General features: G+C 60.1%; 21 protein-coding genes and 1 pseudogene. 5 read left to right on the top strand and 17 right to left on the bottom strand.

What is annotated here, in order from left to right:
- Positions 1-31: 31 nt before the first annotated feature.
- A complete protein-coding gene (locus GTP46_RS30075; protein ID WP_267877404.1) occupies positions 32-163 on the top strand; it encodes a hypothetical protein in 132 nt (43 codons plus the stop codon).
- 3 nt (positions 164-166) lie between these two features.
- Positions 167-1144 (top strand): TraB/GumN family protein, encoded by a 978-nt coding sequence (locus tag GTP46_RS06500; RefSeq protein ID WP_161005792.1) that lies wholly within the window; start codon positions 167-169, stop codon positions 1142-1144.
- A gap of 2 nt (positions 1145-1146) precedes the next feature.
- Here GTP46_RS06500 and GTP46_RS06495 read toward each other — a convergent pair whose 3' ends face one another.
- Both GTP46_RS06495 and GTP46_RS06490 read right to left on the bottom strand, forming a co-directional pair.
- Positions 1147-2769, bottom strand: coding sequence for a response regulator (locus GTP46_RS06495; protein ID WP_161005791.1), 1623 nt, complete (start codon positions 2767-2769; stop codon positions 1147-1149).
- Positions 2769-4424 carry a response regulator gene (locus GTP46_RS06490; protein WP_161005790.1) on the bottom strand — a complete coding sequence of 552 codons (1656 nt, stop codon included), beginning with the start codon at positions 4422-4424 and terminating at the stop codon, positions 2769-2771. The genes GTP46_RS06495 and GTP46_RS06490 overlap by 1 nt, the downstream gene beginning before the upstream one ends.
- Positions 4425-4688: 264 nt before the next feature.
- Here GTP46_RS06490 and purL point away from each other — a divergent pair, with 264 nt between their 5' ends.
- The gene (gene purL, locus GTP46_RS06485; RefSeq protein WP_161005789.1) at positions 4689-8738 is read left to right on the top strand and encodes a phosphoribosylformylglycinamidine synthase; all 4050 of its coding nucleotides are present in this window, start codon (positions 4689-4691) and stop codon (positions 8736-8738) included.
- Here purL and GTP46_RS06480 read toward each other — a convergent pair.
- The 7 genes from GTP46_RS06480 to GTP46_RS06450 form a co-directional block, all read right to left on the bottom strand.
- Positions 8735-9394 carry a DNA alkylation repair protein gene (locus GTP46_RS06480; protein WP_161005788.1) on the bottom strand — a complete coding sequence of 220 codons (660 nt, stop codon included), beginning with the start codon at positions 9392-9394 and terminating at the stop codon, positions 8735-8737. The two genes, purL and GTP46_RS06480, sit on opposite strands and share 4 nt — an antisense overlap.
- Before the next feature lie 93 nt (positions 9395-9487).
- Positions 9488-10267, bottom strand: coding sequence for a peptidylprolyl isomerase (locus tag GTP46_RS06475; protein ID WP_161005787.1), 780 nt, complete (start codon positions 10265-10267; stop codon positions 9488-9490).
- A gap of 93 nt (positions 10268-10360) precedes the next feature.
- Positions 10361-11137: a peptidylprolyl isomerase gene (locus GTP46_RS06470; RefSeq protein WP_161005786.1), complete on the bottom strand. Its 777-nt coding sequence runs from the start codon at positions 11135-11137 to the stop codon at positions 10361-10363.
- A gap of 89 nt (positions 11138-11226) precedes the next feature.
- Positions 11227-11502, bottom strand: coding sequence for a BolA family protein (locus tag GTP46_RS06465; RefSeq protein WP_092270683.1), 276 nt, complete (start codon positions 11500-11502; stop codon positions 11227-11229).
- Positions 11499-12128, bottom strand: a complete 630-nt coding sequence (locus GTP46_RS06460) for a septation protein A (RefSeq protein ID WP_161005785.1) — start codon at positions 12126-12128, stop codon at positions 11499-11501. Before GTP46_RS06460 ends, GTP46_RS06465 begins: the two co-directional genes overlap by 4 nt.
- 11 nt (positions 12129-12139) lie before the next feature.
- Positions 12140-12538 carry a peptide-methionine (R)-S-oxide reductase MsrB gene (msrB, locus tag GTP46_RS06455; RefSeq protein ID WP_161005784.1) on the bottom strand — a complete coding sequence of 133 codons (399 nt, stop codon included), beginning with the start codon at positions 12536-12538 and terminating at the stop codon, positions 12140-12142.
- 14 nt (positions 12539-12552) lie between these two features.
- Positions 12553-13944, bottom strand: a complete 1392-nt coding sequence (locus GTP46_RS06450) for a protein adenylyltransferase SelO (protein ID WP_229258832.1) — start codon at positions 13942-13944, stop codon at positions 12553-12555.
- Positions 13945-14154: 210 nt separating this feature from the next.
- Between GTP46_RS06450 and GTP46_RS06445 the strand changes: the two genes are divergently transcribed.
- Together GTP46_RS06445 and GTP46_RS06440 are read left to right on the top strand one after the other, a co-directional pair.
- Positions 14155-15777 carry a 3-(methylthio)propionyl-CoA ligase gene (locus tag GTP46_RS06445; RefSeq protein ID WP_308495419.1) on the top strand — a complete coding sequence of 541 codons (1623 nt, stop codon included), beginning with the start codon at positions 14155-14157 and terminating at the stop codon, positions 15775-15777.
- Positions 15778-15854: 77 nt separating this feature from the next.
- Positions 15855-17459 carry a methyl-accepting chemotaxis protein gene (locus GTP46_RS06440; protein ID WP_161005782.1) on the top strand — a complete coding sequence of 535 codons (1605 nt, stop codon included), beginning with the start codon at positions 15855-15857 and terminating at the stop codon, positions 17457-17459.
- Positions 17460-17495: 36 nt separating this feature from the next.
- Here GTP46_RS06440 and GTP46_RS06435 read toward each other — a convergent pair whose 3' ends face one another.
- The 8 genes and pseudogenes from GTP46_RS06435 to GTP46_RS06405 form a co-directional block, all read right to left on the bottom strand.
- Positions 17496-18896 carry an MDR family MFS transporter gene (locus GTP46_RS06435; RefSeq protein ID WP_161005781.1) on the bottom strand — a complete coding sequence of 467 codons (1401 nt, stop codon included), beginning with the start codon at positions 18894-18896 and terminating at the stop codon, positions 17496-17498.
- Entirely contained in the window at positions 18893-19336 is a 444-nt protein-coding gene (locus GTP46_RS06430) for a MarR family winged helix-turn-helix transcriptional regulator (RefSeq protein ID WP_161005780.1), read from the bottom strand. Before GTP46_RS06430 ends, GTP46_RS06435 begins: the two co-directional genes overlap by 4 nt.
- A gap of 77 nt (positions 19337-19413) precedes the next feature.
- Positions 19414-20106 (bottom strand): DUF4197 domain-containing protein, encoded by a 693-nt coding sequence (locus GTP46_RS06425; RefSeq protein ID WP_161005779.1) that lies wholly within the window; start codon positions 20104-20106, stop codon positions 19414-19416.
- Between the two features lie 47 nt (positions 20107-20153).
- Entirely contained in the window at positions 20154-20672 is a 519-nt protein-coding gene (locus GTP46_RS30290; RefSeq protein ID WP_371869581.1) for a chemotaxis protein CheW, read from the bottom strand.
- A gap of 72 nt (positions 20673-20744) precedes the next feature.
- Positions 20745-21668: pseudogene (locus GTP46_RS30285) on the bottom strand (chemotaxis protein CheW); the annotation flags it as partial.
- Positions 21661-22227: a chemotaxis protein CheD gene (locus GTP46_RS06415; protein ID WP_161005777.1), complete on the bottom strand. Its 567-nt coding sequence runs from the start codon at positions 22225-22227 to the stop codon at positions 21661-21663. The gene GTP46_RS06415 and the pseudogene GTP46_RS30285, both read right to left, overlap by 8 nt.
- 3 nt (positions 22228-22230) lie before the next feature.
- Complete coding sequence (locus GTP46_RS06410) at positions 22231-23046, bottom strand: CheR family methyltransferase (RefSeq protein WP_202414165.1); 816 nt, start codon at positions 23044-23046, stop codon at positions 22231-22233.
- 2 nt (positions 23047-23048) lie between these two features.
- Positions 23049-24746 (bottom strand): methyl-accepting chemotaxis protein, encoded by a 1698-nt coding sequence (locus GTP46_RS06405; RefSeq protein WP_161005776.1) that lies wholly within the window; start codon positions 24744-24746, stop codon positions 23049-23051.
- Positions 24747-24847: the final 101 nt, after the last annotated feature.

Raw genomic sequence — 24847 nt, 5'->3', positions numbered from 1 at the left:
AAAGTCGGGTTTTTAACCGGCAGGGAGATACATGATGGGTAAGATACTGAAGCACTTGCAGCCCCGCGCGGCAATCGTTTCGGCTTTCGCGCTCTGCGGACTGTACTTCGTGTCATGGTACGTCATCAGCCACTACCTCACCGCTGGTCTGGCAGGTTTTTAAGCCATGCGCCTCCTACTTGCCCTCTGCCTGACCATCCCATTGAGCGCCGCACTGGCGCAGGAAGAACCGGAGGCCGCGCCGGAGCAGGTGCTGCTGGTTGGCCAGCGTCCCGGCCCCGGCCTGTGGAAAGTCAGCAAGGGCGACCACGTGCTGTGGGTGTTCGGCACCTACTCGCCACTGCCGCAGAAAATGGAATGGCGCTCGCAAAAAGTCGAGGCTGCGCTGGCCCAATCGCAGGAATACCTGACGCCACCAGCCGCGCACGCCAATGTTGGATTTTTCCGCGGCTTGACCATGTTGCCCAGCCTGATCGGCGTGAAAAAGAATCCTGACGGCGCCAGCTTGAAGGACGTGGTGCCGGCCGATGCCTACGCCCGCTGGCTGCCGTTGAAAGCCAAATATATAGGCGAAAATGACAGTATCGAGCGTGAGCGCCCGATTTTCGCCGCACAGACTCTGTTCAGCGCCGGCCTCAAGCAGGCCGGGCTGACCCGAGGACAAGCTGTCGATACCAAGATCGACGCCATCATCAAGCAGCACAACATCAAGGTCACCGAGACCGGCATAAAACTTGATATGGGCGACGCGTCCGGCATGGTGAAAGACTTCAAGAAATCATCTCTCGCCGATACCGCTTGCTTCACCAGCACGCTGGCGCGGCTGGAAAGCGATATCGACGCCATGCGCGTGCGCGCCAATGCCTGGGCCAAAGGTGACCTGGAGGCGATCCAGAGGCTCAGCTATCCCGACCAGGAAACCCAGTGCGATGACGCCATGCTCAGCGCCGAGTTTGTGAAGAATCGTCCTGGCTTCCAGAATATCAAGGAACGCGTGCGGGAGGCGTGGGTGGCGTCGGCCGAGCAGGCAATCAATACCAACGCCAGTAGCTTCGCCATGCTGCGCCTGTCGAATATCGTCGGCGCGGACAGCTATCTGGCTGCGTTGAAAGCCAAGGGCTATCAGGTCGACAGCCCCGACTAAACTTAAGCCACCACCGAAATACCGTACTTGCGCTGGGTGTGCTGGTACTGCGCCAGCAGCGTTTCCAGCGACGGATGGTCGGGATCGAGCCGGCGCATGCGGTCCAGCAGGAACTGGCACTGCTCGGCCAACGGCGCTTCCCAGCCAAGGTCGTCCAGTTGTTTGAGCATGGCCGACGTGGCCGCAGGCAGCAGCGCCAGGTTGCCCGGCGCCTTGCGCAGGCCGGCATTCAGCGTATCGACCGCCGCGCGCAGGTCGCCGTGCGAACGCTGCTCGTCGGCGTGGGCGATGAGCTCGTCCACCTGAATCTTGATTTGCTCGCCCATGCCTTGCGCCAGATCGTGGCGGCCGGCTTTTTCGAACACCTGCACCGCATCGTCCATCGATACGCCGCTTTCGGTATCGTTCATCAAATTCAGCATCAGGTCCGAGGCTTGCTGGTCGAGCTTGATGTTCAGGCAGCTGTGCACCAGACCGATTTTCAGCCCGGTCGATAGTCCCCGGCTGCCCGCCACAGCGTTGACCGCGTTGGTCAGCTCGGTCGCGGCGGCGGTGATGTTACCGCTCATTTCCTGCAGCAGTCCGGAGGCGATGGCGCGGCAGGCATCCACGTTGGCGCTGCTGCGCAGCGAGCGTTCCATGTCGCGGATCACGCCGCTGGCCTGGTTGGCGTCACCTTTGCGCACCAGCGTTTTCACCAGCTTGACGTGGTCTTCCGGATCGCGGAACTCGGAGTACTTGGCCTTGGCAACGACTTGTTTGAAGGCTTTTTCAGCCGCCGTGACATCGCCCGTTTCGTAAGCCACGTCACCGAGGTGGCGCAGGCGGTGCACCATGTGCGGCGAAATGGACACTGCATCTTCCAGGATCTTCTTGGCTGCTTCCTGCTGGCCCAGCGCTTCGTGCGTGCGCGCCAGCAGGTCGTAGGCCGCCATGTATTTGTCGTTGTGCTGTAGCAGTTCCTGCAGCGTGCTTTGTGCTTCGAGAAATTTCTGCTGGCCGAACTGGCAGCGCGCCAGCCCGAGGTGGGCCCAGGCCACCGGCCGCGTCATCAGGATCACAGTGTAGGCTTGTTCGGCATCGGCCAGGTCACCCAGTTGCGCCAGCAGTTCGGCGCGGAGGCGGGCGAAATCAGGCGCGTAGCGCGGATTCTTTTCTTCGGCGGCCACACACTCGGCGATGGCCTTGCGCAGGTTGCCCAGTTCGATCATCTGGTAGGCGCGCTGGAACACGTCGCGCCGCTCAACCGCCTTGCGGATGCGCTGCAGCAGGGCGTCCACGGTGAAGGGCTTGAGCACGTAATCGGTTGGCGTCAGCTCGGCTGCGCCGATGACTTTGCTGTACACGCCTTCCGACGTGAGCATGATGAAGATGGTCCACGGCACGATCAGCTTGTGGAGGCGCAGGTCTTCCAGCAGCTGCTGGCCATCCTGTCCGCTGCCAAGGTCGTACTCGCACAGCACCACGTCGTAGCTTTTCTTGTTGATCTGGCGGATGGCCGTGCCGGCGCTGACGGCGTCATCGACACTGGTAATGCCGGCCTGGCCGAGCATATTGCGCAGGTTGGCGCGCATGCTCTGGCTTGGGTCGACCAGCAGGACGGAGAGGGCAGCGTAATCGGCCATCAGTTGCTTTCTGCCGCAGCGGGCGTAGGGTTGGTGGCGGCCTTCTGCCGCAACGATGCATATTGTGCCAGCAAACCCGGCAATAGTGGGTGTTGGGCGTTGTGTTCACGCATACGGCGCATCAGTGCCGTGCATTGTGTGGCCAGTTCGGCGTCCCAGCCGAGCTCGGCGATCTGGTGCAACATGGTAGTCACGCTGACGGACCACAGGTCGGTATGGGTAGGGTAGCGGTGCAGCACGTCCTGCAACACCGCCACCGCGCCGCGCGGATCGCCGGAACGGCTCAGGACGGCCGCCTCGCGCACTGCCAGGTCCACCGCCTGGTCCTGGGTCATGGTGTAGCGCTTGCCGAGGTCAGGACAGCCCGCTTCCTTGCACAGCGCGGCTATTTGTTCGGGATCGACTCCGCTGTCGGGACTGGCGACCAGCTCGTCGAACAGGGCGGCTGCCTGCTCGTCCATGCGGTTGGTGAGGCAGCTGTGCGCCAGCCCCAGTTTGAGATTGCTCGACATGCCGGTGGCTTCGGCCAGCTTGTCCATGGCCTTGGCCAGTTCAGCGGCAGCGCCGTCGGCGTCACCGCTGAGCTGCTTGACCATTGAGGCCGCATACGAGCGGCATACATCAACGCCGGGACTGCTGCGCATCGAGCGTTCGAGGTCGCGCACCACGCTGGCCGCGCCAGCTGCATCGCCCTTGTGCACCAGCGCCCGCACCAGGTTGACGTGGTCGGCCGGATCGCGGAACTCGGAATACTTGGCCTTGGATACCACCTGTTTATAGGCTTTCTCGGCGGTGGCTATGTCGCCAGTGGCCAGCGCTACGTCGCCGAGATTGCGCAAGCGGCGCACCATGTGCGGCGATAGCGCCACTGCATCTTCCAATACTTGCTTGGCCTCGGGATCGCGGTCGCGTTCGCGCAGCAGCTGCGCCAGCAGGTCGTAGGCGGCGATGAACTTGGGATTCTCCGCCAGCAGCTGGCGCAGCAGCGCTTCGGCGTCGTCCAGCCTTCCGAGGGCGTAGACGGCGCGCGCCTGTCCCAGCAGCGCCCAGCCCAGCGGCTTGAGTTTGAGGATGCCTGCGTAGGCTTGCTCGGCCTCGGCGTGACGTTCCAGACTGCACAGCAGCTCGGCGCGCAGGCGGGCGTAATCGACGGCGTAGCGTGGTTGCGCCGCTTCGTTGGCGAGGCAGGCGGCAATCGCGTCCGCTGAACGCCCTTGGCCGATCAGCTGGTACACCGGCAGGAACACGGCGCGCCGCTCCAGCGCGCGGCCGATGCGTTGCGACAGTATGTCTACCGTGAACGGTTTGAGGATGTAATCGGTCGGCAGCAGCTCGGCCGCGCTGACCACTTTGCTGTACACGCCTTCCGACGTCAGCATCACAAAAATAGCCCACGGGCTGATGACTTTATGGTGGCGCAAGTCTTCCAGCAATTGCTGGCCGTCCTGGCCGGCGCCGTCGGCACCGGTGCCGAGGTCGTATTCGCACAAGGTGACGTCGTAGGGACGGTTGGTCAGGGCGCGAATCGCCGTGGCGGCGCTGACCGCTTGGTCGACCTTGTTGATATTCACCTGGGTCAGCATATTGTGCACGCTGGCGCGCATGCTCTGGCTGGGGTCGACAATCAGAACCGACAGGTTGCTATAGTCGCGCATTGCTTGCTCTCATGGATCGGCTACTTTCAAATCAGCATACTCCAAGGCAAGCCGAAAAGCCGGATTTTCAGCATTTTTAGCACGGAATGTTGCTTCGGAGGCACGTTTTGCTGCCTTGCAGCGACGAAATATCCAAGGGCGGCGGGTGGCGGGCGAGGGGCTGAAACGGTATAATGCGCGCAAAGGAAAATTCTGCATTACATCGTAGCTCGTGCCCCATCTCCCTTTAAACCGCAGCCTAGCTGCATCAACTACCTTCCCACCATGCTGATTCTGCCGGGTTCCAACGCCCTGTCCGCATTCCGTAGCCAACGCCTGTTGAACCAACTTCAAGCGGTGCTGCCGTCTGTAGCCGCTGTTCAGGCGCACTACGTCCACTTCATCGATGCCGCCGCGCCGCTGTCCGCCGACGACACCCAGCGCCTGACCGGCCTGCTGACCTACGGTGAACCGGCTCACGCCGACAACACCGAAGGCCACGCTGAGGAATTCTTCGTTATCCCGCGCTTCGGCACGATTTCGCCGTGGGCTTCGAAAGCCACTGACATCGTCCACAACTGCGGCATGGCGCACATCAAGCGCGTTGAGCGCGGTGTGGCGTTCCGTATCAACCTGAAGACCGGCATTTTAGGTAGCAGCATCGGCGCCGCCAAAAAGCTGAGCGACGAAGAACTGCAAGCCGTCGCCGCGCTGCTGCACGACCGCATGACCGAATCGGTACTGCGCTCGGCCGACGACGCAGCGGGCCTGTTCCGCGAACTGGAAGCCCGTCCGCTGGAATCGATCGACGTGATCGGCAGCGGCAAGGCCGCGCTGGATAAGGCGAACACCGACCTCGGCCTGGCCATGTCGGATGATGAAGTTGAATACCTGGACGCCGCCTTCACCAAGGCGGGTCGCAATCCAACCGATGTTGAACTGATGATGTTCGCGCAGGCCAACTCGGAACACTGCCGCCACAAGATCTTCAACGCCGACTGGACCATCGACGGCGTAGCGCAGCCTAAATCGCTGTTCGGCATGATCAAGAACACCCACCAGCTGCAGCCGAAAGGCACTGTCGTGGCGTACAGCGACAACTCGTCGATCATGGAAGGCGCGGAAGTGATGCGCTTCTTCCCGCAAGGCGAAGGCCAGCAATACGCGCCGATGACCGAGCTGACCCACACGCTGATGAAAGTGGAGACGCACAATCACCCGACCGCGATCTCGCCATTCCCAGGCGCCTCGACCGGCGCCGGCGGTGAAATCCGCGACGAAGGCGCAACCGGCCGCGGCGCCAAGCCGAAGGCGGGCCTGTGCGGCTTTACCGTCTCGAATCTGCTGCTGCCGGGCGCTGTGCGCGCATGGGAAAGCGATGCAGTCGTCACCGCACCGGTGAGCGACTACCGCGACAGCGGCACGCCGTACGGCAAGCCGGAGCGCATCGCTTCGCCGCTGCAGATCATGATCGACGGCCCGCTGGGCGGCGCTGCGTTTAGCAACGAATTCGGCCGTCCAGTGCTGGGCGGTTACTTCCGTACCTACGAGCAGAACATCGGCAAGCAGTTCGCCGGCGCGCACGACACCGTGTTCGGCTACCACAAGCCGATCATGATTGCCGGCGGTATCGGCAATATCTCGTCGCAGCACACCCACAAGAACGACATCCCGGTCGGCAGCCTGCTGGTGCAGCTGGGCGGTCCTGGTATGCGCATCGGCATGGGCGGCTCGGCCGCGTCGTCGATGGCGACCGGCACCAACACCGCTGACCTGGACTTCGACTCGGTCCAGCGCGGCAACCCGGAAATGGAACGCCGTGCGCAGGAAGTGATTAACTGCTGCTGGCAGCTGGGCGCGAACAATCCGATCATCTCGATTCACGATGTGGGCGCGGGTGGTCTGTCGAACGCATTCCCTGAGATTACCAATGACGCCAGGCGCGGCGCGATCTTCGACCTGCGCAAGATTCCGCTGGAAGAGAGCGGCATGGCGCCGAAAGAAATCTGGTCCAACGAATCGCAAGAACGTTATGTGCTGGCGATTGCGCCTTCGGACCTGCCGCTGTTCCAGTCGATCTGCGAACGCGAGCGTAGCCTGTTCGCCGTGGTTGGTACTGCCACCGAAGAACGCCAGCTGAAGCTGATCGATCCGGAACTGGGCAACAACCCGGTCGATATGCCGATGGACGTCCTGCTGGGCAAACCGCCAAAAATGCAGCGCGACGTACATCACGTGCAAAACGATTTCCCGGCCATCGACTTGACCGGCATGGATCTGGAAGAAGCCGCACAGCGCGTGCTGCTGCTGCCGACCGTGGGCGATAAATCCTTCCTGATTACCATTGGCGACCGTACCGTGGGTGCGATGTCGGTGCGTGACCAGATGGTCGGCCCATGGCAGGTTCCAGTCGCAGACTGCGCTGTGACCGCGATGAGCTTTGAAGGCTACAAAGGCGAAGCAATGGCGATGGGTGAGCGTACGCCGCTGGCCGTGATCGACGCTGCTGCATCGGGCCGCATGGCTGTTGCCGAAGCGGTGCTGAATATCGCTGCTGCGCCTATCGCTTCGATCGAAGACATCAAACTGTCGGCCAACTGGATGGCGGCTTGCGGCCAGCCAGGCCAGGACGCAGCGCTGTACGACACCGTGAAAGCAGTCGGCATGGAACTGTGCCCGGCGCTGGGGATCTCCATCCCTGTGGGTAAAGATTCGCTGTCGATGCGCACCACCTGGAAAGAGGGCGATGAGTCGAAAGCCGTGCTGTCGCCGGTCTCGCTGATCGTATCGTCGTTCGCTCCGGTGTACGACGTGCGCAAATCGCTGACGCCGCAACTGCGTACTGATGCGGGCGAAACCTCCATCATACTGATCGACCTCGGCCGCGGCAAGAACCGTCTGGGCGCTTCGGCGCTGGCGCAAGTCATGGGCCAGCTGGGCAACTCGGTGCCGGACGTTGATAATCCGGAAGACGTGAAAGCCTTCTTCGCCGCCATCCAGCAACTGAACGCTGATGGCAAGCTGCTGGCTTACCACGACCGTTCGGACGGCGGCCTGTACGGCACGCTGACTGAGATGGCCTTCGCCGGCCGCGCCGGCCTGTCGATCAACCTCGACATCCTTACTCTGGAAGAAGGCCACGGCGCCGACCACGGCGACGCCAAGAACTGGGCTACCCAAATTGCCGAGCGCCGCAACGAGCAAACCCTGCGCGCGCTGTTCTCGGAAGAACTGGGCGCTGTAATCCAGGTGCGTGCTGAGGAAAAATCGGCCGTGATGGACGTGCTGCGTTCGTTCAATCTGGGCGCATGCAGCCACATCATCGGCAAGCTGAATGACCGTGGCGTGATCGAATTCACCCGCGACGCCAAGATCATCTACGCCAAGCCGCGTGTTGAACTGCACCGCCTGTGGAGCGAGACCAGCTGGCGCATCGCCCGCCTGCGCGACAATCCCGCTTGCGCGGATGCTGAATACGACCGCCTGCTGGACGAGCAAGATCCTGGCATCACCCCGAAAGTCAGCTTTGACCTGTCGGAAAACGTGGCTGCACCGTTCATCGCCACCGGCGTGCGTCCACGCGTTGCCATCCTGCGCGAGCAGGGCGTGAACTCGCACATCGAAACCGCTTACGTCATGCACCAGGCCGGCTTCACCGCCGTCGACGTGCACATGAGCGACCTGATTGCTGGCCGCGCCAAGCTGGATGACTTCCAGGGCATTATCGCTGTCGGCGGCTTCTCGTACGGCGACGTACTGGGCGCCGGCGAGGGCTGGGCCAAGACCATCCTGTTCAACAACGCGCTGTCGGACCAGTTTGCCAAGTTCTTTGCCCGCAAAGACAGCTTCGGCCTGGGCGTCTGCAACGGCTGCCAGATGATGAGCAACCTGAAACCGCTGATCCCTGGCGCGCATGCATGGCCGAAGTTCACGACCAACAAGTCGGAGAAGTTCGAAGCCCGTTTCGCCATGGTGGAAGTGCTGGACTCGCCGTCAATCTTCTTCAATGGCATGGCCGGCACCCAGACCCCGATCGCCATCGCCCACGGCGAAGGCTACGCCGACTTCTCGCAAACTGGCAACATCGGCGAAGCCGTTGCTGCCATGCGCTTCGTCGACAACCGTGGCGCAGCGACCGAAGCCTATCCATACAACCCGAACGGCTCGCCGCAAGGCCTGACTTCGGTGACCACGCAGGATGGTCGCTTCACCGTGATGATGCCGCACGCAGAGCGTGTATTCCGCTCGGTGCAGCATTCGTGGGCGCCGGAATCGTGGGGCGAGGAATCGCCTTGGATGCGTATGTTCCGTAATGCCCGTAAGTTTGTAGGCTAATTATCGGCGAGGTGTTTATTCGCCTCACGGAAAGAGAGCGGCGCAAGCCGCTCTTTTTGTTTGTGGGTGAATAAACGGACTTCGTTGGGCGCGTGGCGGGCATAATCCCTTAATGCCCAGCCGATGGCTTTTTGAATAAAGAATTCTTTTTCGTGGGCTAGCGCAAGAGAATAATCAAATAAGCGCTGCTGATCGGTTTTTCCGCGCCAGCCTAATTGGTGCAATATAGCGATACGACGCATCCAGAAATTATCATGGTGCAGGCATTCATCCATATGATAATGACGGTGACGTAAAACGTCGCCAATAATTCCCGCCAGCGTATCCACGCTATCCCACCATGATTTATCCTGCACCAATTCCAGCAATGCGGGAATATCTTCGGTATTTAATTCTTTCCAGTGCATAGCCAGCAGATCCAACGCCACGTATTGATATTCACGCTGCGGTAGTTCCCACAAGGCGCGGGCATGCTCAAGTAATGACTCGCCTTTCAAGGTCTTCAGCAGGCCCCTGCAGGCGCCACGGCGCTGCGGCGTGGGCACGCCCATGAAGTCGAACTGGTCGCGCATGTAGGCACGCATGGCTGGTACGCGTTCCGGGACGGCCTCAGAGGCGAGGGCAATGGCTACATCGGTCAGGAAGTCAGGTTTCATGCTGGTAGTTGGCACGTATAAGCCAGTATTGAGTCTGCAAAGGACATAAAAAAAGCGCCTGCATGCAGGCGCTTATTGCTGATGAGAACCAGATTACTGGATCTTGGCTTTCTTCAGCAGTTCTTCGCGGTAGGCCACGATTTTACGCTGTTGAATGCCTTCAGCCACTTGGGCTTTAACTTCTTCAAACGATGGGAATTTGGTTGGGCGCGATTCTTCCAGTTTGATGACGTGGAAGCCGAATTCCGATTTAACCGGGGTCTGGGTAATTTCGCCGTTTTTCAGTGCGACCATGGCATCAGCAAATGGTTTAACCAGTTTAGCTGGGGTCATCCAGCCCAGATCGCCACCATTGGCGCCCGAACCTGGGTCTTTCGATACTTTGGCCAGGTCTTCGAATTTGCCGCCGGCTTTCAGCTTGGCGATAATATCTTTGGCTTCCTGTTCGGTCGCAACCAGGATATGGCGCGAGTGATATTCGGTGCCGCCAACAGCAGCTTTATACTTGTCGTATTCAGCCTGGATTTCAGCATCTTTTACTGGATTCTTTTTCACATAATCAGCCAGCATGGCATTGATAATAATGCTCTGACGGGCATTATCAATCGCTGCATTCACTTCCGGCTTTTTGCCGTAGCCTTGTTTGTCCGCTTCTTGCAGCAGGACTTCACGGCCGATCAGTTCTTTTTTCACCATTTCGCGCAATTGCGGCGAATCTGGCTGTTGGCCCTGGGCCACTACTTGTTTGACCATTTGATCGACTTTGGCGGCTGGAATGGCCTTGCCATTCACGGTCGCGACGTTTTGCGCGAAAGCTGGGGCTGCCGCAACAGCGATCAGGGCTAACATCAGGCGGGCTGGCTTCAACATCATTATTTAAAATCCTTAAAAAATTACACTCTGAAGGTGCATCATACCGACGCTGAATCAAAAACGGCGCCCCGCAGGGCGCCGCCTTTCATAACATTACTGCACTTTTGCTTTCTTTACCAGTTCTTCCTGGTAAGCCTGCAGTTTCTTCTGGGTCAGGGCTTCGGCCACTTGTGGCTTCACTTCTTCCAGGGTAGGCAGTTTGGCTGCACGGATGTCATCCACTTTGATTACGTGGAAACCGTTAGGGGTTTGCACGGCTTTCTCGGTAACCTGGCCTTTTTGCAGGGCGGTGAAGGCTGCCGAGAACACTGGTGGGAAGGACGAAGGCGATGCCCAGTCCAGGTCGCCGCCGTTAGCTGCCGAACCGGTGTCTTTCGACAGTTTGGCCAGGTCTTCAAACTTGGCGCCGCCTTTGATTTTGGCGATCACGTCGTTGGCTTCCGCTTCGGTACCCAGCAGGATGTGGCGTACGTGGTATTCCTTGTCGCCAGCTTGCGCCACGAAACGGTCGTACTCAGCTTTGATGTCGGCGTCCGATACTGGGTTTTTCTTGACGTAGTCCGCTACCAGCGCGTTGATGATGATGGCTTGGCGAGCGTTTTCCAGTGCCGCTTTCACGTCGGCGTTCTTACCGAAACCTTGCTTTTCCGCTTCCTGCATCATGACTTCACGGCCGATCAGGTCTTTCTTGATCATGTCGCGCAGCTGAGGCGAATCAGGCTGCTGGCCTTGGGCCACGACTTGCTTGACGACAGCGTCAACGCGCGAGGTCGGGATAGCCTTGCCATTAACCACGGCAACGTTTTGTGCGAAAGCTGGTACGGCAACAACGAGGAGTGCGATCAGCAACTTGGCTGGCTTGAAAGTCATTATTAATTCCTGTCAGGGGAAAGTTATAGCGAATTAGCTTGGACGGCTAGGTTCTTGTCTTCAATTATTTTAAAAGCCGATAGCAGCCATCAAACTTCGGACGGAGCCAAAGCAGTAATGGCCAGTGCATGAATCTCTTTATGCATCATATCGTGCACAGAATCATACACGAGACGATGCCTTGTGACGAGTTTCAGCCCTTCGAATTGTAACGAAACAATTCTGACGTTGTAATGACCGCCGCCCGAGGCCGCACCGGCATGGCCGGCGTGGGCGGCGGAGTCGTCGTCCAGCACCAGTTCAGTGGGTTGCAGTTTGGCTTCAAAGGCAGCGCGCATGCGCTCCATCCGGGTATCCTGGGTCATGCCTGGTCTTTCATGTGACGCGATAAATAAATCGTTTGTGCGATGATAAACACAAACATGATGGCGGTAGCGCCAAAGGCTTTAAAACTGACCCACGCGTCGGTATTCCCTTTAAACAGCACAAACGCCAGATACCAGTTCAGCGCGCCCATGAAGGTAAAGAAGGCGACCCACGCGAAGTTCAGGCGCGACCAGATCAACTCGGGCAATTCGATAATCTCCTTCATCGACTGGCGCATCAGGTTCTTTTTAAACAGCAGGTCGCTGAACAGCAGCACCACGGCAAACAGCCAGTAGACGATGGTCAGTTTCCATTTGATGAAATCCTCGTCGTGCAGGTAAATCGTCAGACCACCGAATACCACGAACATGCCCAGCGATACCCACAGCACGCCGTCGACCTTGCGGCCGCGCAGCTTGATCCAGGCGATTTGCGCCATCGTGGCCAGGATGCCGACCACGGTGGCGATCACGATCGGCGATTGCTCGGCGGTGACGGAACCGCCGGAAATCATACCGCTCATATAAGTGTTGATGAGGTGCTGGGAGGCCTCGGCATTCATGCCGGCGCCTTTGTAGGCGCCGAAGAACAGCAACACCGGGATCATGTCGAACAGGAATTTCATGATGTCTCTTATTAGTCTTGTGGGTCGAAGCGGAGCGAAGCAGAGTTAATACAGTAGCGCAGGCCGGTCGGCGGTGGGCCGTCCGGGAACACGTGGCCGAGGTGGGCGTCGCACACACCGCAGATGGTTTCGGTACGCAGCATACCATGCGAACGGTCGACCTTTTCGATCACATTGGCTGGATCGATTGGTTCGAAGTAGCTGGGCCAGCCGCAGCCGGAATCAAACTTGGTGTCGGAACGAAACAGCGGCGTGTTGCAGCATATGCAGGTGTAGATGCCGGCTTCGTGATGATCCCAGAACTTGCCGGTGAAAGCACGTTCGGTGGCGGCATGGCGCGTGACTTGGTATTCCATCGGGTCGAGTTGGGTGCGCCATTCGGCGTCGGATTTGACAACTTTATTGCTCATGACTTATTTCTCGCTTAAGAAGAACAGCTGACTTCAAGATGGCTTGCCCAGTCCGGAGGCAAGGCGGCGTAGTGTTCGTGCTCGGGCTGTTCGTCGTAAGGGCGCTGCAACACGGCCAGCAGACGCTCCACCTCGGAAAAGTCCTTATTTTGCGCTTTTTCAATCGCCACTTGGGCGAGATAGTTACGCAGCACGTATTTGGGGTTGACTCGGTTCATCGCAAGCGCACGCGCGGTGTCGTCACTCGATTCGGCTTGCAGACGAGCGCGGTAGCGTTCGGCCCAGGCGTCGAAGGCGGGACGGTCGATGAACAGGTCGCGCAGCGGTTCGTCGCCGCTGGCGTCGGCCGCGCGCACGCCGCTTAAGCGGCGGAAGAACAGAGTGAAATCGACGCCGGGCAGAGTGGCGAACAGGCTGTCGAACAGATCGCGGTCGGCTTCGGCGTGCTGTTCCAGTTGCGTGAGGCCCAGTTTGGCATGCAGCAGTTCGTCAATCTTGGCGGCGAATTCAGGCTGGTAGACGTCCAGCGCGGCTTGCGTTGGTTCGATTTCGCCGATCAGCGGCAGCAGCGCCTGTGCCAGCGCATAGCAGTTCCAGTGGCCTACTTGCGGTTGGTTAGCGTAAGAGTAGCGGCCTTGCTGGTCGGTGTGATTGCAGATGTGGCTGGCGTCGAAGGCTTCCATGAAGCCGTACGGGCCGTAGTCCAGCGTCAGGCCGAGGATGGACATGTTATCGGTGTTCATCACGCCATGCATGAAGCCGACCGCCTGCCAGTGCGCGATCATGTGCGCGGTGCGGCGCGTAACTTCTTCCAGCAGCGCGGCGTATGGATTTTCGGCGTCGCGCAGGGCAGGGTAGAAGCGGTCGATCACGTAATCGGCCAGCAGTTTCAACTCATCGTTTTTCTTGCGGTTGTACCAGTGCTCGAACGAGCCGAAGCGTACGAAGCTAGGCGCCATGCGCACCACCACGGCCGAGGTTTCAGCGGTTTCGCGCATCACGCCCTGGTCCGAACCGGCCACCGATAGCGCGCGCGAAGTCGGGATGCCCAGCGCATGCATGGCTTCAGAACAGAGGAATTCGCGGATCGACGAGCGCAGCACGGCGCGGCCATCGCCCATGCGCGAGTAGGGCGTCAGGCCGGCGCCTTTCCATTGCAGCTCCATCGGGCCTTGCGCGGTGGCGACGTCGCCAAACAAGATGGCGCGGCCATCGCCCAGCTGGCCGGCCCAGACGCCAAACTGGTGGCCCGAATACACGGCGGCCAGTGGCTGGCCGCGCTCCGGCACGGCATTGCCGATCAGGATGTCGAGACTGTCGGCCACGTCTTGCGGCGACAGGCCGAGCAGTTCCGCCGCCGGCGCGCTGACGCCCACCAGATATGGCGCAGGCAACGGCGTAGGCATCAAACGGGTGTAGAAAGCAGGCGGCAAGGACGCGAAGGAATTGTCCAGCGGCAGATTAGCAGCAGTAATGATGAGCTCCAGATTGGCTAAGCTCTGGATTTTACCGCAGGGCGGCAATGCGGCACTGCAGCATCGAAAAGCATTGACGCTGCGCGCGACGAGCCACCACACTCGAATCACCATACCACTACTCACGGAGACCTCATGCTGATGGGCCAGATGATGAATCAGCCGTTGCTGATTTCAAGCATCCTCGAATTCGCCGCCCGCCATTACGCCAACAGCGAAATTGTTTCGCAGCGCGTGGAAGGCGACCTGCACCGCTACACCTTCCGCGACTGCCACCAGCGCGCCAAGCAGCTGGCCAATGCCCTGCAAGCGCTGGGCGTGCAAAGCGGCGAACGGGTGGCGACGCTGGCGTGGAATGGCTACCGTCACCTTGAGGCTTACTATGCCGTGTCCGGCAGCGGCGCGGTGCTGCACACCATCAATCCGCGCCTGCATCCGGAACAGCTAGCCTACATTTGCAACCACGCCGAAGACCAGTATTTGCTGTTCGACTTTTGCTTCCTGCCGCTGATCGAGGCCATTGCGCCGCACTGCAAAACGGTAAAGGGCTGGATCCTGCTGGGCGCGGCGGACCGCATGCCGGCCGACAGCAAAATCCCTAACCTGATGTGCTACGAAGATTTGCTGGCTGCCCAGTCCAGCGATTACGCTTGGCCAAGCTTCGACGAGAACGCCGCCGCGACACTGTGTTATACATCCGGCACTACCGGCAATCCGAAAGGCGCGCTGTACTCGCACCGCTCGACCGTGCTACACGCCTACGCCTCGGCTTTGCCGAATGTGCTGAACGTATCCTCGCATGACGCCGTGATGCCGGTGGTGCCGATGTTCCATGTCAACGCGTGGGGTTTGCCATATTCTGTGCCGCTGTCGGGCGCGAAGATGGTCTTCCCCGGTCCGGCGCTGGACGGCAAATCGGTCTACGAGCTGATGGAAAAAGAGCGCGTGACCTTCTCGGCCGGCGTGCCGACTGTCTGGTTAGGCCTGATTAACTACTGCCTTCAGAACAAGCTGAAGTTCTCGACCTTCCGCCGCACTGTGATCGGCGGTTCGGCCTGTCCGCCGGCCATGATGAATACGCTGATCGACGAGTTCGGCGTAGAGGTCATCCACGGCTGGGGCATGACCGAGACGTCGCCGCTGGGCACCACCGGCGGGTTGCTGTCCAAACACATGGAGTTGCCAAAGGGAGAGCAGCGCAAAATTCTGCAAAAACAAGGCCATGCAATCTATGGCGTCGACATGAAAATCGTCGATGAGCTGGGTGAGGAGCTGCCGTGGGATGGCGCCACGTCGGGTAACCTGCTGGTCAAAGGCCCGTGGATTATCGCCAGCTATTTCAAGGGCGAGGGCGGCGATGTGCTGGAAGACGGCTGGTTCCCGACTGGCGACGTGGCCACCATTTGCCCTGACGGCTTCATGCAAATTACCGACCGCGCCAAGGACGTGATCAAATCCGGCGGCGAGTGGATCGGCACCATCGACCTGGAAAACATCGCGATGTCGCATCCGGGCGTAATGCAGGCCGCCTGCATCGGCGTCTTCCATCCGAAGTGGGACGAACGCCCGCTGCTGGTGGTGGTACGCCGACCCGGCAGCGAAGTCACGCGCGAGCAGTTGCTGGCCCACTTCGACGGCAAAATCGCCAAGTGGTGGCTGCCGGATGACGTGGTGTTTGCCGAAGCTTTGCCGGTCGGCGGCACCGGAAAGATTCAGAAAAACAAGCTGCGCGAGCAGTATAAAGACTATCAACTGCCCAGTTAGTTTAGTAATAAATAGTTTGACCCCGAACTGTTTTCCTCGTACATTATTGCCTTACGGAATTTTTCTAGAGGAAAACCATGTTCAACAGCATAACCATACGCGCCCGCCTGATCCTGACTATGTCGGTATTGGGCGTGCTGATGCTGGCCCTTGGCGGCCTGAGCATCTTTGGCATGAACACCGTCAATTACGCGTTGAAAGACGTGTACTCCAACCAGCTGGCGTCGACGATCGCGCTGGCCAACGCCAAGAATTTTCTGAACCGCTCGCGCTTCGTGATTGACCGCGGCGTGTTTCATCCTGAAGCAGCGGACCTCGACAAGACTCTCAGCCGCGCCGATGGTTTCATCGAAGACGCCGACAAGGCATGGAAAAGCTATCTGGCGCTGCCGCTGGGCGACGACGAAAAAGCGCTGGCCACCGATCTAGACGCCAAACGCACCCTGTACGTGAAGGAAATGCGTGCCTTGATGACTGCGCTGCGCGAACACAGTCAGGACAAGATCGAAGAACTGTCGATGAAAACCCTGTCGGCCCAGTTCGGCGTGTTTGACGCCGCCTCGGTCAAGCTGGAAAACTTCCAGATGGACGGCGCCAAGTCGCACTACGATGACAGCCAGTCGTTCTTCTCCGGTTTCACCAAGGGCTACATCATTGCGCTGGTGCTGGGTGCGGCGCTGATTATCTTCTCGGCCGTGCGTTTGCTGCGCGCCATCCTGCGTCCGCTGGAAACGGCCTTGGGTCACTTCGACCAGATCGCTGCCGGCAACCTCGCCAACCGCATCGCTGCCGACCGCAACGACGAAATGGGCAAGCTGATGAACGGCCTGACCAAGATGCAGGACCAGATGTCCGGCACCGTCAGCAGCATCCGCACCGGCAGCAGCGCCATCGCTACCGCCAGCTCGGAAATCGCCGCCGGCAACCTCGATCTGTCGCGCCGTACCGAGAGCCAGGCTGCGGCGCTGGAAGAAACCGCGTCCTCGCTGGAAGAGCTGACTTCGACCGTGCGCCAGAACGCCGACAACGCCCGTCAAGCCAACCAGCTGGCGCGGAGCGCGCAAGATGTGGCAGGCAAGGGTGGTCAGCTGGTGTCGCAAGTGGTGGACACCATGGGCACCATCAACAGCTCGTCGCGCAAGATTGCCGACATCATTGGCGTGATTGATGGCATCGCTTTCCAGACCAATATCCTGGCGCTGAATGCGGCCGTGGAAGCAGCCCGCGCTGGCGAGCAAGGCCGTGGCTTTGCCGTGGTGGCGACCGAAGTGCGCAACCTGGCGCAACGCTCGGCGGCGGCGGCGAAAGAGATTAAAGAGCTTATCACCGCATCGGTGGAGCAAGTGGACGCCGGCACCCAGCTGGTGGATAAAGCCGGCGCGACGATGGATGAAATCGTCAGCAGCGTGGAGCGTGTAACCGGCATCATGACCGAGATCATGATCGCAGGCGAAGAGCAAAGCGCGGGCATTGAGCAGATCAACCAGGCCATCGTGTCGATGGACGAAGTGACCCAGCAAAACGCCGCGCTGGTGGAAGAAGCCGCAGCCGCTGCCAACGCCATGCAAGAGCAAGCCGCACAGCTGGAAGAAATGGTCAGCACCTTCAAGCTGGACACCAGCACTCCCCGCATCGGCCATCGCGACACCGTGCGCCGGCCGCTACTGGCGCTGAGCCGCTAAGGAAAAGGCGCCAATCGGCGCCTTTTTGTTACCCGGTCATGCTTGCTTTGCCGGACTATGCAGTGCCAGCGGGGTTTCCGGTAGCCAGAACAGCATCAGCAGGCCGAGGCCTACCAGCACCGTGCCGGCGCTGAAGATGGTGCCGATGGCGTGGCGGTACAGCTCCGCATTGGCCGCTTGCCCATGCAATTGCTGCGCCAGGATCGCGCCGGAACCGGTCACGCCGATCAGGCCGCCCAACGAACGGAAGAAGCCCAGCATCGCCGTGCCGACGCCGCGCCGCATCAGCGGCAGGGCGTTTTGGACGGCGATGGTCATATTCGGCATCACCAATCCCAGCCCAGCGCCCAGTACGAAGATGGCTGGCTCCAGCACCATGTAGCCGGCTGCCGAGCTGATGCCCCAAGCCAGCGCCGCGAATGCCGCCGTCGCCATCGACAGGCCCAGCACTTGCGCAGGTTTGTAGCGGCCCGACTTGGCCAGCGCGCGGCCGTTCAGCGCCGAGGCGATCACCATGCCCACCATCATCGGCATGGTCAGCAGGCCGGAACTGGCGGGCGTTGCGCCCATCACCATCTGGAACAGCAGCGGGAAGAACACGCTGGAACCCATCATACCAACGAAGGTCAGCGCCAGCACCACGCTGGCGACGTTGAACACGCGATTGTGGAACAGGTCTGGCGGCAGCACCGGCTCTGGCACGCGGCGTACGTGCCACAGCAGCGCCATCGCCAGCACGCCAGCCAGTATGCTGGTGTACAGCACTTCCTGCGAATGCCACGGCCATTCGTTGCCGCCCAGCGCCAGCACCAGCAGCGCCGCCGTGATCGCACCGGTCAGCAGCACCGAACCGAGATAGTCGATCTTGTGCGCATGGTGCTTCTTATCATGCGGCATGGACTTAGCAATGACATACATCGCCAGCGCGCCCACCGGCAGGTTGATGTAGAAAATCGAATGCCACGACAGCCAATCCGTCATCAGTCCGCCAAGCACCGGTCCCAGCACGCTGGTGGCCGCATACACGGCGGCGATGCTACCCTGGCGCTTGCCGCGTTCGGCCGGCGGAATCAGGTCGGCAATTACGATTTGGGCCAGCGGCATGAAACCGCCCGCACCAAGTCCCTGGATAGCGCGGAAGGCGATTAGCTCCACCATGTTCTGCGCCAGCCCGCACAGCGCCGAGCCGATCAGGAAGATGATGATGGCCGTGTACAGCAGCGGCTTGCGGCCGTACTGGTCGCTGAGTTTGCCGTACAGCGGCATCGTGGCGGTCGAGGCCAGCACATAGGCCGTCACCACCCACGACAGGTGCGCCATGCCGCCGAGGTCGGACACGATGCGCGGCAGGGCGGTGGCCACGATGCTCTGGTCCAGCGCCGCCAGGGCGATCATGATGACCAGCCCCATGTAGATGTTTCGGATCTGTTGATTCATTCGCCAATCTCGTTGAGGTAAATAAGGGCATTGCGCAGGGCGACTGCGCCTTCTGGCGGTAATTGCGCCAGCTTGCGGGCTAGCCAGTCGCGACGGCGGGCACGGATGTCGTTCAGTACCGCCGTCCCGTGCTCGGTCAGCAGCAAGCCGCTGCGGCGGCGGTCTTCCGGATCAGGCGCGTCGCGCTTGACCAGGTTGAATGCTTCCAGCGTCTTGATGTGGCCGCTCATGGTGGGGCCACGCAGCTTTTCCTGTCGCGCCAGCTCGGCCACGCCGATGCCCGGTTGCAGGCTAATGGTCGAAATCAGCATTTTCTGCTGCAGGGTGAGGCCGGACGGATCGTCGTCGCTTTCCTGCCGCAGGCGCCGGAACACATGATGCAGGGCCACGCGCAGCTCGTCGGCCAGCGCAATGGCATGTTGGGGGATGTCGGTGGTCATGATAGTAAGATAGGTAGGCTACCTATCTATTGTAGCAAAAAAATGCCCGGCGAACCGGGCAGAGGGAGGAGACAACCTTATTTAAGCGCGCCGAAGACTTTGCCTATCAGTTTGCTGCCGGTTCCCAGCGGGTCGGCGCGGATGGCTTTCTCTTCTTCAGCGATCATGGTGTAGAGACCGTCCAGCGCGCGCTGGGTGACGTAGCCTTCCACCGTGGCTTGGTCTTTGGACACCACGCCCAGTTTCGGCGCCAGGCTCATGGCGGCGTTGTACTTGGTCGCCACACCGGACTTGTCGGTGACTTTTTTTACCACCGGCAGGAATTGCACCGCCAGCTTGTCCTGCGTTTTACTACGGAAGAAATCCGTAACCGAGGTGTCGCCGCCGGTCAGGATGTTCTTGGCATCGGTGATGCTCATCGACTTGACCGCGTCCAGCAGCAGCGGCTTGGCCATCGGTACGGCGGCTTCGGCGGCGTGATTCATCTGCACCACGAGGTCGTCGAGCTGCTGGCTTTTGCCGGTCATCTTCAGCAGCGGGCGCGCTTGTTCAAGGATCTTCGGCAGCGGGATGCGCACCTTGTCGTTGTTGAGGAAACCGCCATCGGCGCCGAGTTTGGACACGGCAGCGGCCGAGCCGGTTTCCAGCGCCGCTTTCAAACCGCCGGAGGCGTCTTTGTTGGTGAGGTCGTCCAGCGACAGGGCATAAGCGCTGGCGGCCAGCAAGCTTAACGGGATCAACAGGGCGATGGCGCGGCGCGATACAGGCATGGATAAACCTCCGGGTGAGTAAAGACCTTACTGTACTCCACCGCAGTCTATGCCGCCAGCGCCGGGATCTCCTTGGCCAGCCGTTCCAGCAGGCGCGCGCATTCGAACACGCTCAGGGTCTGGTGCGCACCGCCTTCGCCCTCGATGTCGATGACCTCATCCATTTCCGAACGCGGATCGCCTTGCGAATTTGGATTGCGCATCATCTTGGGCGCGCCGAAGCGCTTGTTGTCGGCAATGGTCATGATGTTTTCCACTGCATCGACTAGCAGGCCGTAGCATTCATCGCCGCGTTCGACGACCAGAATTTTCGATTGCGAAGCATCTTCTAGCGGCGGCATGCCGTACAGGCCGCGCAGGTCGATCACGGTTACCATCTGCTTGCGCAAGTTGAGCATGCCGCGCATGAAGGCGGGCAGGCCGGGCGGGCAGGTGATCTCGCCAACGGTGAGGTCGATAATCTCGCGCACCTGCTTGATCTCCACCGCGTAGCTGTTCTCCAGCGCAAAGGTGATGTAGACCTTGCGCTGGCCGCGCGCCGCTTCGCGCCGTTCGATCTTGGCCACTTGTGCATCATCCTTGGGATACAGGTTGGCGTGGCCGGTGCGCATTTCCTTGATCTCGTTGCTGGAGAAGATCTGGTGATGGTCGAGGAAGAAGATGTCGCCCAACTCCGGCTTGGACAGGCAGCCGCCGAACATGCCAGCGCGCGCCTTGCTCAGCATCGGGATCGGCATGATTTCTTCGTTGTAGAAGTTGACGATGTTGTCGACCGAATCAACCAGAAAACCGATGGTGGCGTCGTCGATGCGCGCCACGATGATACGCTGGTCCGTGGTTGTCGCCTGCTCGCCGCGGTTGGCCGCATTGAGCAGGGTAGCAAAATCTACCACCGCTACCGGGCTGCCACGGAAGTTGATGCGGCCCAGGCACAGCGCGCTGTTCAGCACCGAAGGCTGCAACTCCGGCACGCGGATAATCTCCTGGATCGCCGCCATCTCAAACGCAAACGAAGAGATGCCGACGCGGAAGCTGACGCACTGGCGGCGCTCGCCATGATGGCGGCGCGATTCGCGGTCGGAGCATTGTAGTGCCAGCACCTGCGGCACGTTTTCAATGCGGATCAGCGTGTCTGGATCGAGCACTTGCACCAGCCGCGCGCCATGATCGAGCAGAATGGTGCCGGCCACCACGCCGCGCTTTTCGCCGTCGGCATAGGTCAGCGTGCTGCGCTGCTCGGGACGCACGCGCAGGATTTCGCCGGTGGCGTCGAACAGTATGCCGACCAGCACACCGTCGTAATCGAGGATGGCGATTTTATCGCTAGGCAGCGCAGCGCGCGCCTCGGGATTGAACACGCGGCCCAGATTAACCACCGGGATCACGCTGCCGCGCAGTGTGAACACGCCTTCGAGAAAGCGTGGCGACAAGGGCAGGGCAGAGACCTTTGCCGGGTAGTTCACTACTTCGCGGAAGCAGTTGGCGGGCAGGGCGAACTCGTCGTCGCCCAGCACAAAGGAGCCAAACAATTCGGTGCAGTTAATCGTGGACGCATCAGGCATAGGTGGCTCCGGCGCATGGGGTGACGATTTCCTGCACCGTGTAGTCGCAGGCTGCGCAATCAATGGTCAAGGTGCGGCCGCATTTTCCGCCGACGCGGCAGTAGGCCACATTCAGGCCGTATTTGCGCAGATAGCGCCGCGCCGCATCGGCATTCTGCTGGCCGATTTGCAGCCGGCTGGAGCAGCCGTTCAGCATGGTGGCGCCGCCGGCCAGGATGACTTCGATATCGGCATAATCGGCTTCGGTCGCGCCAATCAGGCGCAGCAGCGAAGGCACAGCCTGACTGACATAGCGCGCGCCCAGTTCGCCCGGGCCGGTAACAGCTTCCGGCAGCAGGCAATGCGCCAGCCCGCAGCGGCGCTGCTTTTTCCAGATGAAGGCAATGCCCACGCAGGAGCCCAGCAGCGCTTGCAGCTGGCCGGTGCGGACGCCGATTTTCAGCTGGCCCATCGCCACTTGCAGCGGTCCGCCGGGCATGACCCGGAATTCGTCGCTGCTCAGGTCATCCCACGGCACCGTTGATGGCCGGATTGGAGCGTTCAATAACGTGGCATGCATGGCTTATTCCATTCGATAAATCATTGGCCGGTCGAACTGATAGGCGGTGTTCATGCCCGAGATCGACTCCGATTCGCCCACGATCATGATGGCGTGCGAAGCCATGCTCAACCGTGCTTGTTGCAGTATGGTTTGCTGATGCTCCTGATCGAAGTAAATCAGCACGTTGCGCAGGAATACCAGGTCAAACTGCTTGGCCGGTTTCAGCGGCGTCATCAGGTTGTGCTGCGCCAGGTCGACATTCTTCTTCAGCGCGTCCACCACCCGCAGGCCATTGGCGCTGGGACGGAAGTATTTTTTCACCCAGTCCGGATGGGTTTCCTGGATGCGCTCAACCGAGCGGCCGCTGTACTGGCCGTCACGCGCCAGCGCCAGGATCTGCTGCGAAATATCGGTCGCATGAATCTGGTAGCTGAAGCCCGGATGGCGCTCCTGGAACTCCTCGCACAGCATGGCCATCGAGTACAGTTCCTCGCCGCTGGAGGCGGCTGCCGACCAGATTTTCAGGCGCTTGCCCGGATGGTCTTTCCACCACTGCGGCAGGAATTCCTGCTCGACGTAGTCCCACACCTGCGGGGTGCGGAAGAACAGGGTGTCGTTGGTGGTGACCAGGTCGATAAAGTGCGGCACTTCGGCCCGGTCCTGCTCCACCTTGTCGAGGTAAGCCTGGTAACTGCCCAGTTTGAGTGCCTGCACGCGCGGGCGCAGGCGGCGTTCCAACAGTACGCTTTTGCGTTCGCTCATCGCAATGCCGGTGTGCTTGCGCACCAGTGCGATCAGCGCGGTCAGCGTGGCGGGAGTGATACCGGTGGCGTCCATGATTACACCGTAAAGCCGGCCACGGTTTTATTCAGGTCGCCGGCGCGCTGGTTCAGCCCCTCGGTCGAGCGGGCAATGCTGTCGCAGGCGGCAGCCGATTTCTCGGCTTCCTCGGCAATGTACTGCACGGCGGTGCTGACTTCGCGCGCCGTCAGCAATTGCTCGTTGGTGGCCTTGGAGATATCGGAAATGGCCATGGTGGTCTTGATCACGCCGGCCAGGATCTTGTCGAACGCGTCGCTGGCCTGGCGCGAAATCTCGCTGCCGGCTGACACACGCTTGACCGATTCGTTGATCAGCTTGGAGATTTCCTTGGTCGCCTGCGAGGAACGCTCGGCCAGCTTGCGCACTTCGTCCGCCACCACCGAGAAGCCCAGCCCGTGCTCGCCGGCGCGCGCTGCTTCGATGGCGGCATTGAAGGCCAGCATATTGGTCTGGTTGGCAATATCGCTGATGACCTTGACGATTTCGCCGATGTCTTCCGACGAGCGGTTGATCAGGTCCATGGCTTCAATCGATTTGGCCACTGCTTTGGCGCCGACTTCAGCTTCGTGCTGGGCGGACTTGGCCATTGAGTCGGCGTCCGAGGTGTTGTTGGCAATCGTGTTGATCGAGCTGGTCAGGCCGTCGATGGAGGCATTCATTTCTTCCACCGTAGCGCCCAGCGCCTGGGTGCCGACCGCCACGCCGTTGGAGCGTTCGGCAATGGTGGTGGAGGCGTCGGCCAGGCCGCTGGCGGACATCACCACGTCGCTGATCACTTTACGCAGGTCGGCAATCATTTTGCTGATGCCTTCGGCCAGCTGGTCTAGCGGCTCTTCGCCCTCGACCACAATCTTGCTGGTCAAGTCGCCATTGGCAGCGCGCGCGACCGAGTCCAGCAGGCGGGTAATCTTCTCGCCGTCCGATTTGGCCTTGGCGGCTACCGATTCTTCCAGAGCTACCTGCGCGGTAATATCGCTTGCATATTTAACTATTTTGTATGGCTTGCCATTTAAATCCATAATCGGATTATAAGTAGCTTGAATCCAGATAGTCTTTTTATTATTTCCGAGGCGTTTGTAACGGCCGCTATCGAATTCGCCACGATTTAGTTTCTGCCAGAAACATTTATACTCGGCACTAGCGGAAAAGTCAGGATCGCAAAACATGCGGTGATGCTCGCCTTTAATGTCGTCCAGATAATATCCCATAACATCAAGGAAATTATCGTTAGCACTCAATACATGACCTTGCATGTCAAATTCGATCACTGCCTGGGCCTTGCTGATGGCGCTGACCTTGCCTTCGTACTCGGCGTTGCGGACGCGGTTTTCAGTGATGTCGGTGGCGAACTTAATCACTTTGTAGGGCTTGCCGTCGGCATCCATCACCGGGTTGTAGGAGGCGTTGATCCAGATCTCGCGGCCGTCTTTGGCCACGCGCTTATACTCGCCGTGCTCGTACTCGCCCTTTGCCAGGCGGGCCCAGAACTGCTTGTAGACGGCGCTGGAGGCAAATTCCGGTTCGCAGAACATCGAGTGATGGCGGCCCTGGACTTCGCTCAGCGAGTAGCCCAGCACGCGCAGGAAGTTGTCGTTGGCGTGTAGAATTTTCCCTTCCAGGTCAAACTCGATGACCGCCTGCACGCGGTTGAGCGCGGCGTGGATAGCTTGGAGTTCTACATCATGGGTCTGGATTACCTGGCTAGGAGCGTTCATGGGAGTCCCTGTCGTATATTTAAATCAGCAATTGTCGTGGACAAACTAAATATCGTGATATTTAGTGAGATTTATTCTGATATTCGGGGTTGGGGAATATA

The organism is Duganella flavida (assembly GCF_009857445.1).
Taxonomy (GTDB): domain Bacteria; phylum Pseudomonadota; class Gammaproteobacteria; order Burkholderiales; family Burkholderiaceae_D; genus Rugamonas; species Rugamonas flavida.
This window is presented reverse-complemented; position numbering and strand designations above follow the sequence as displayed.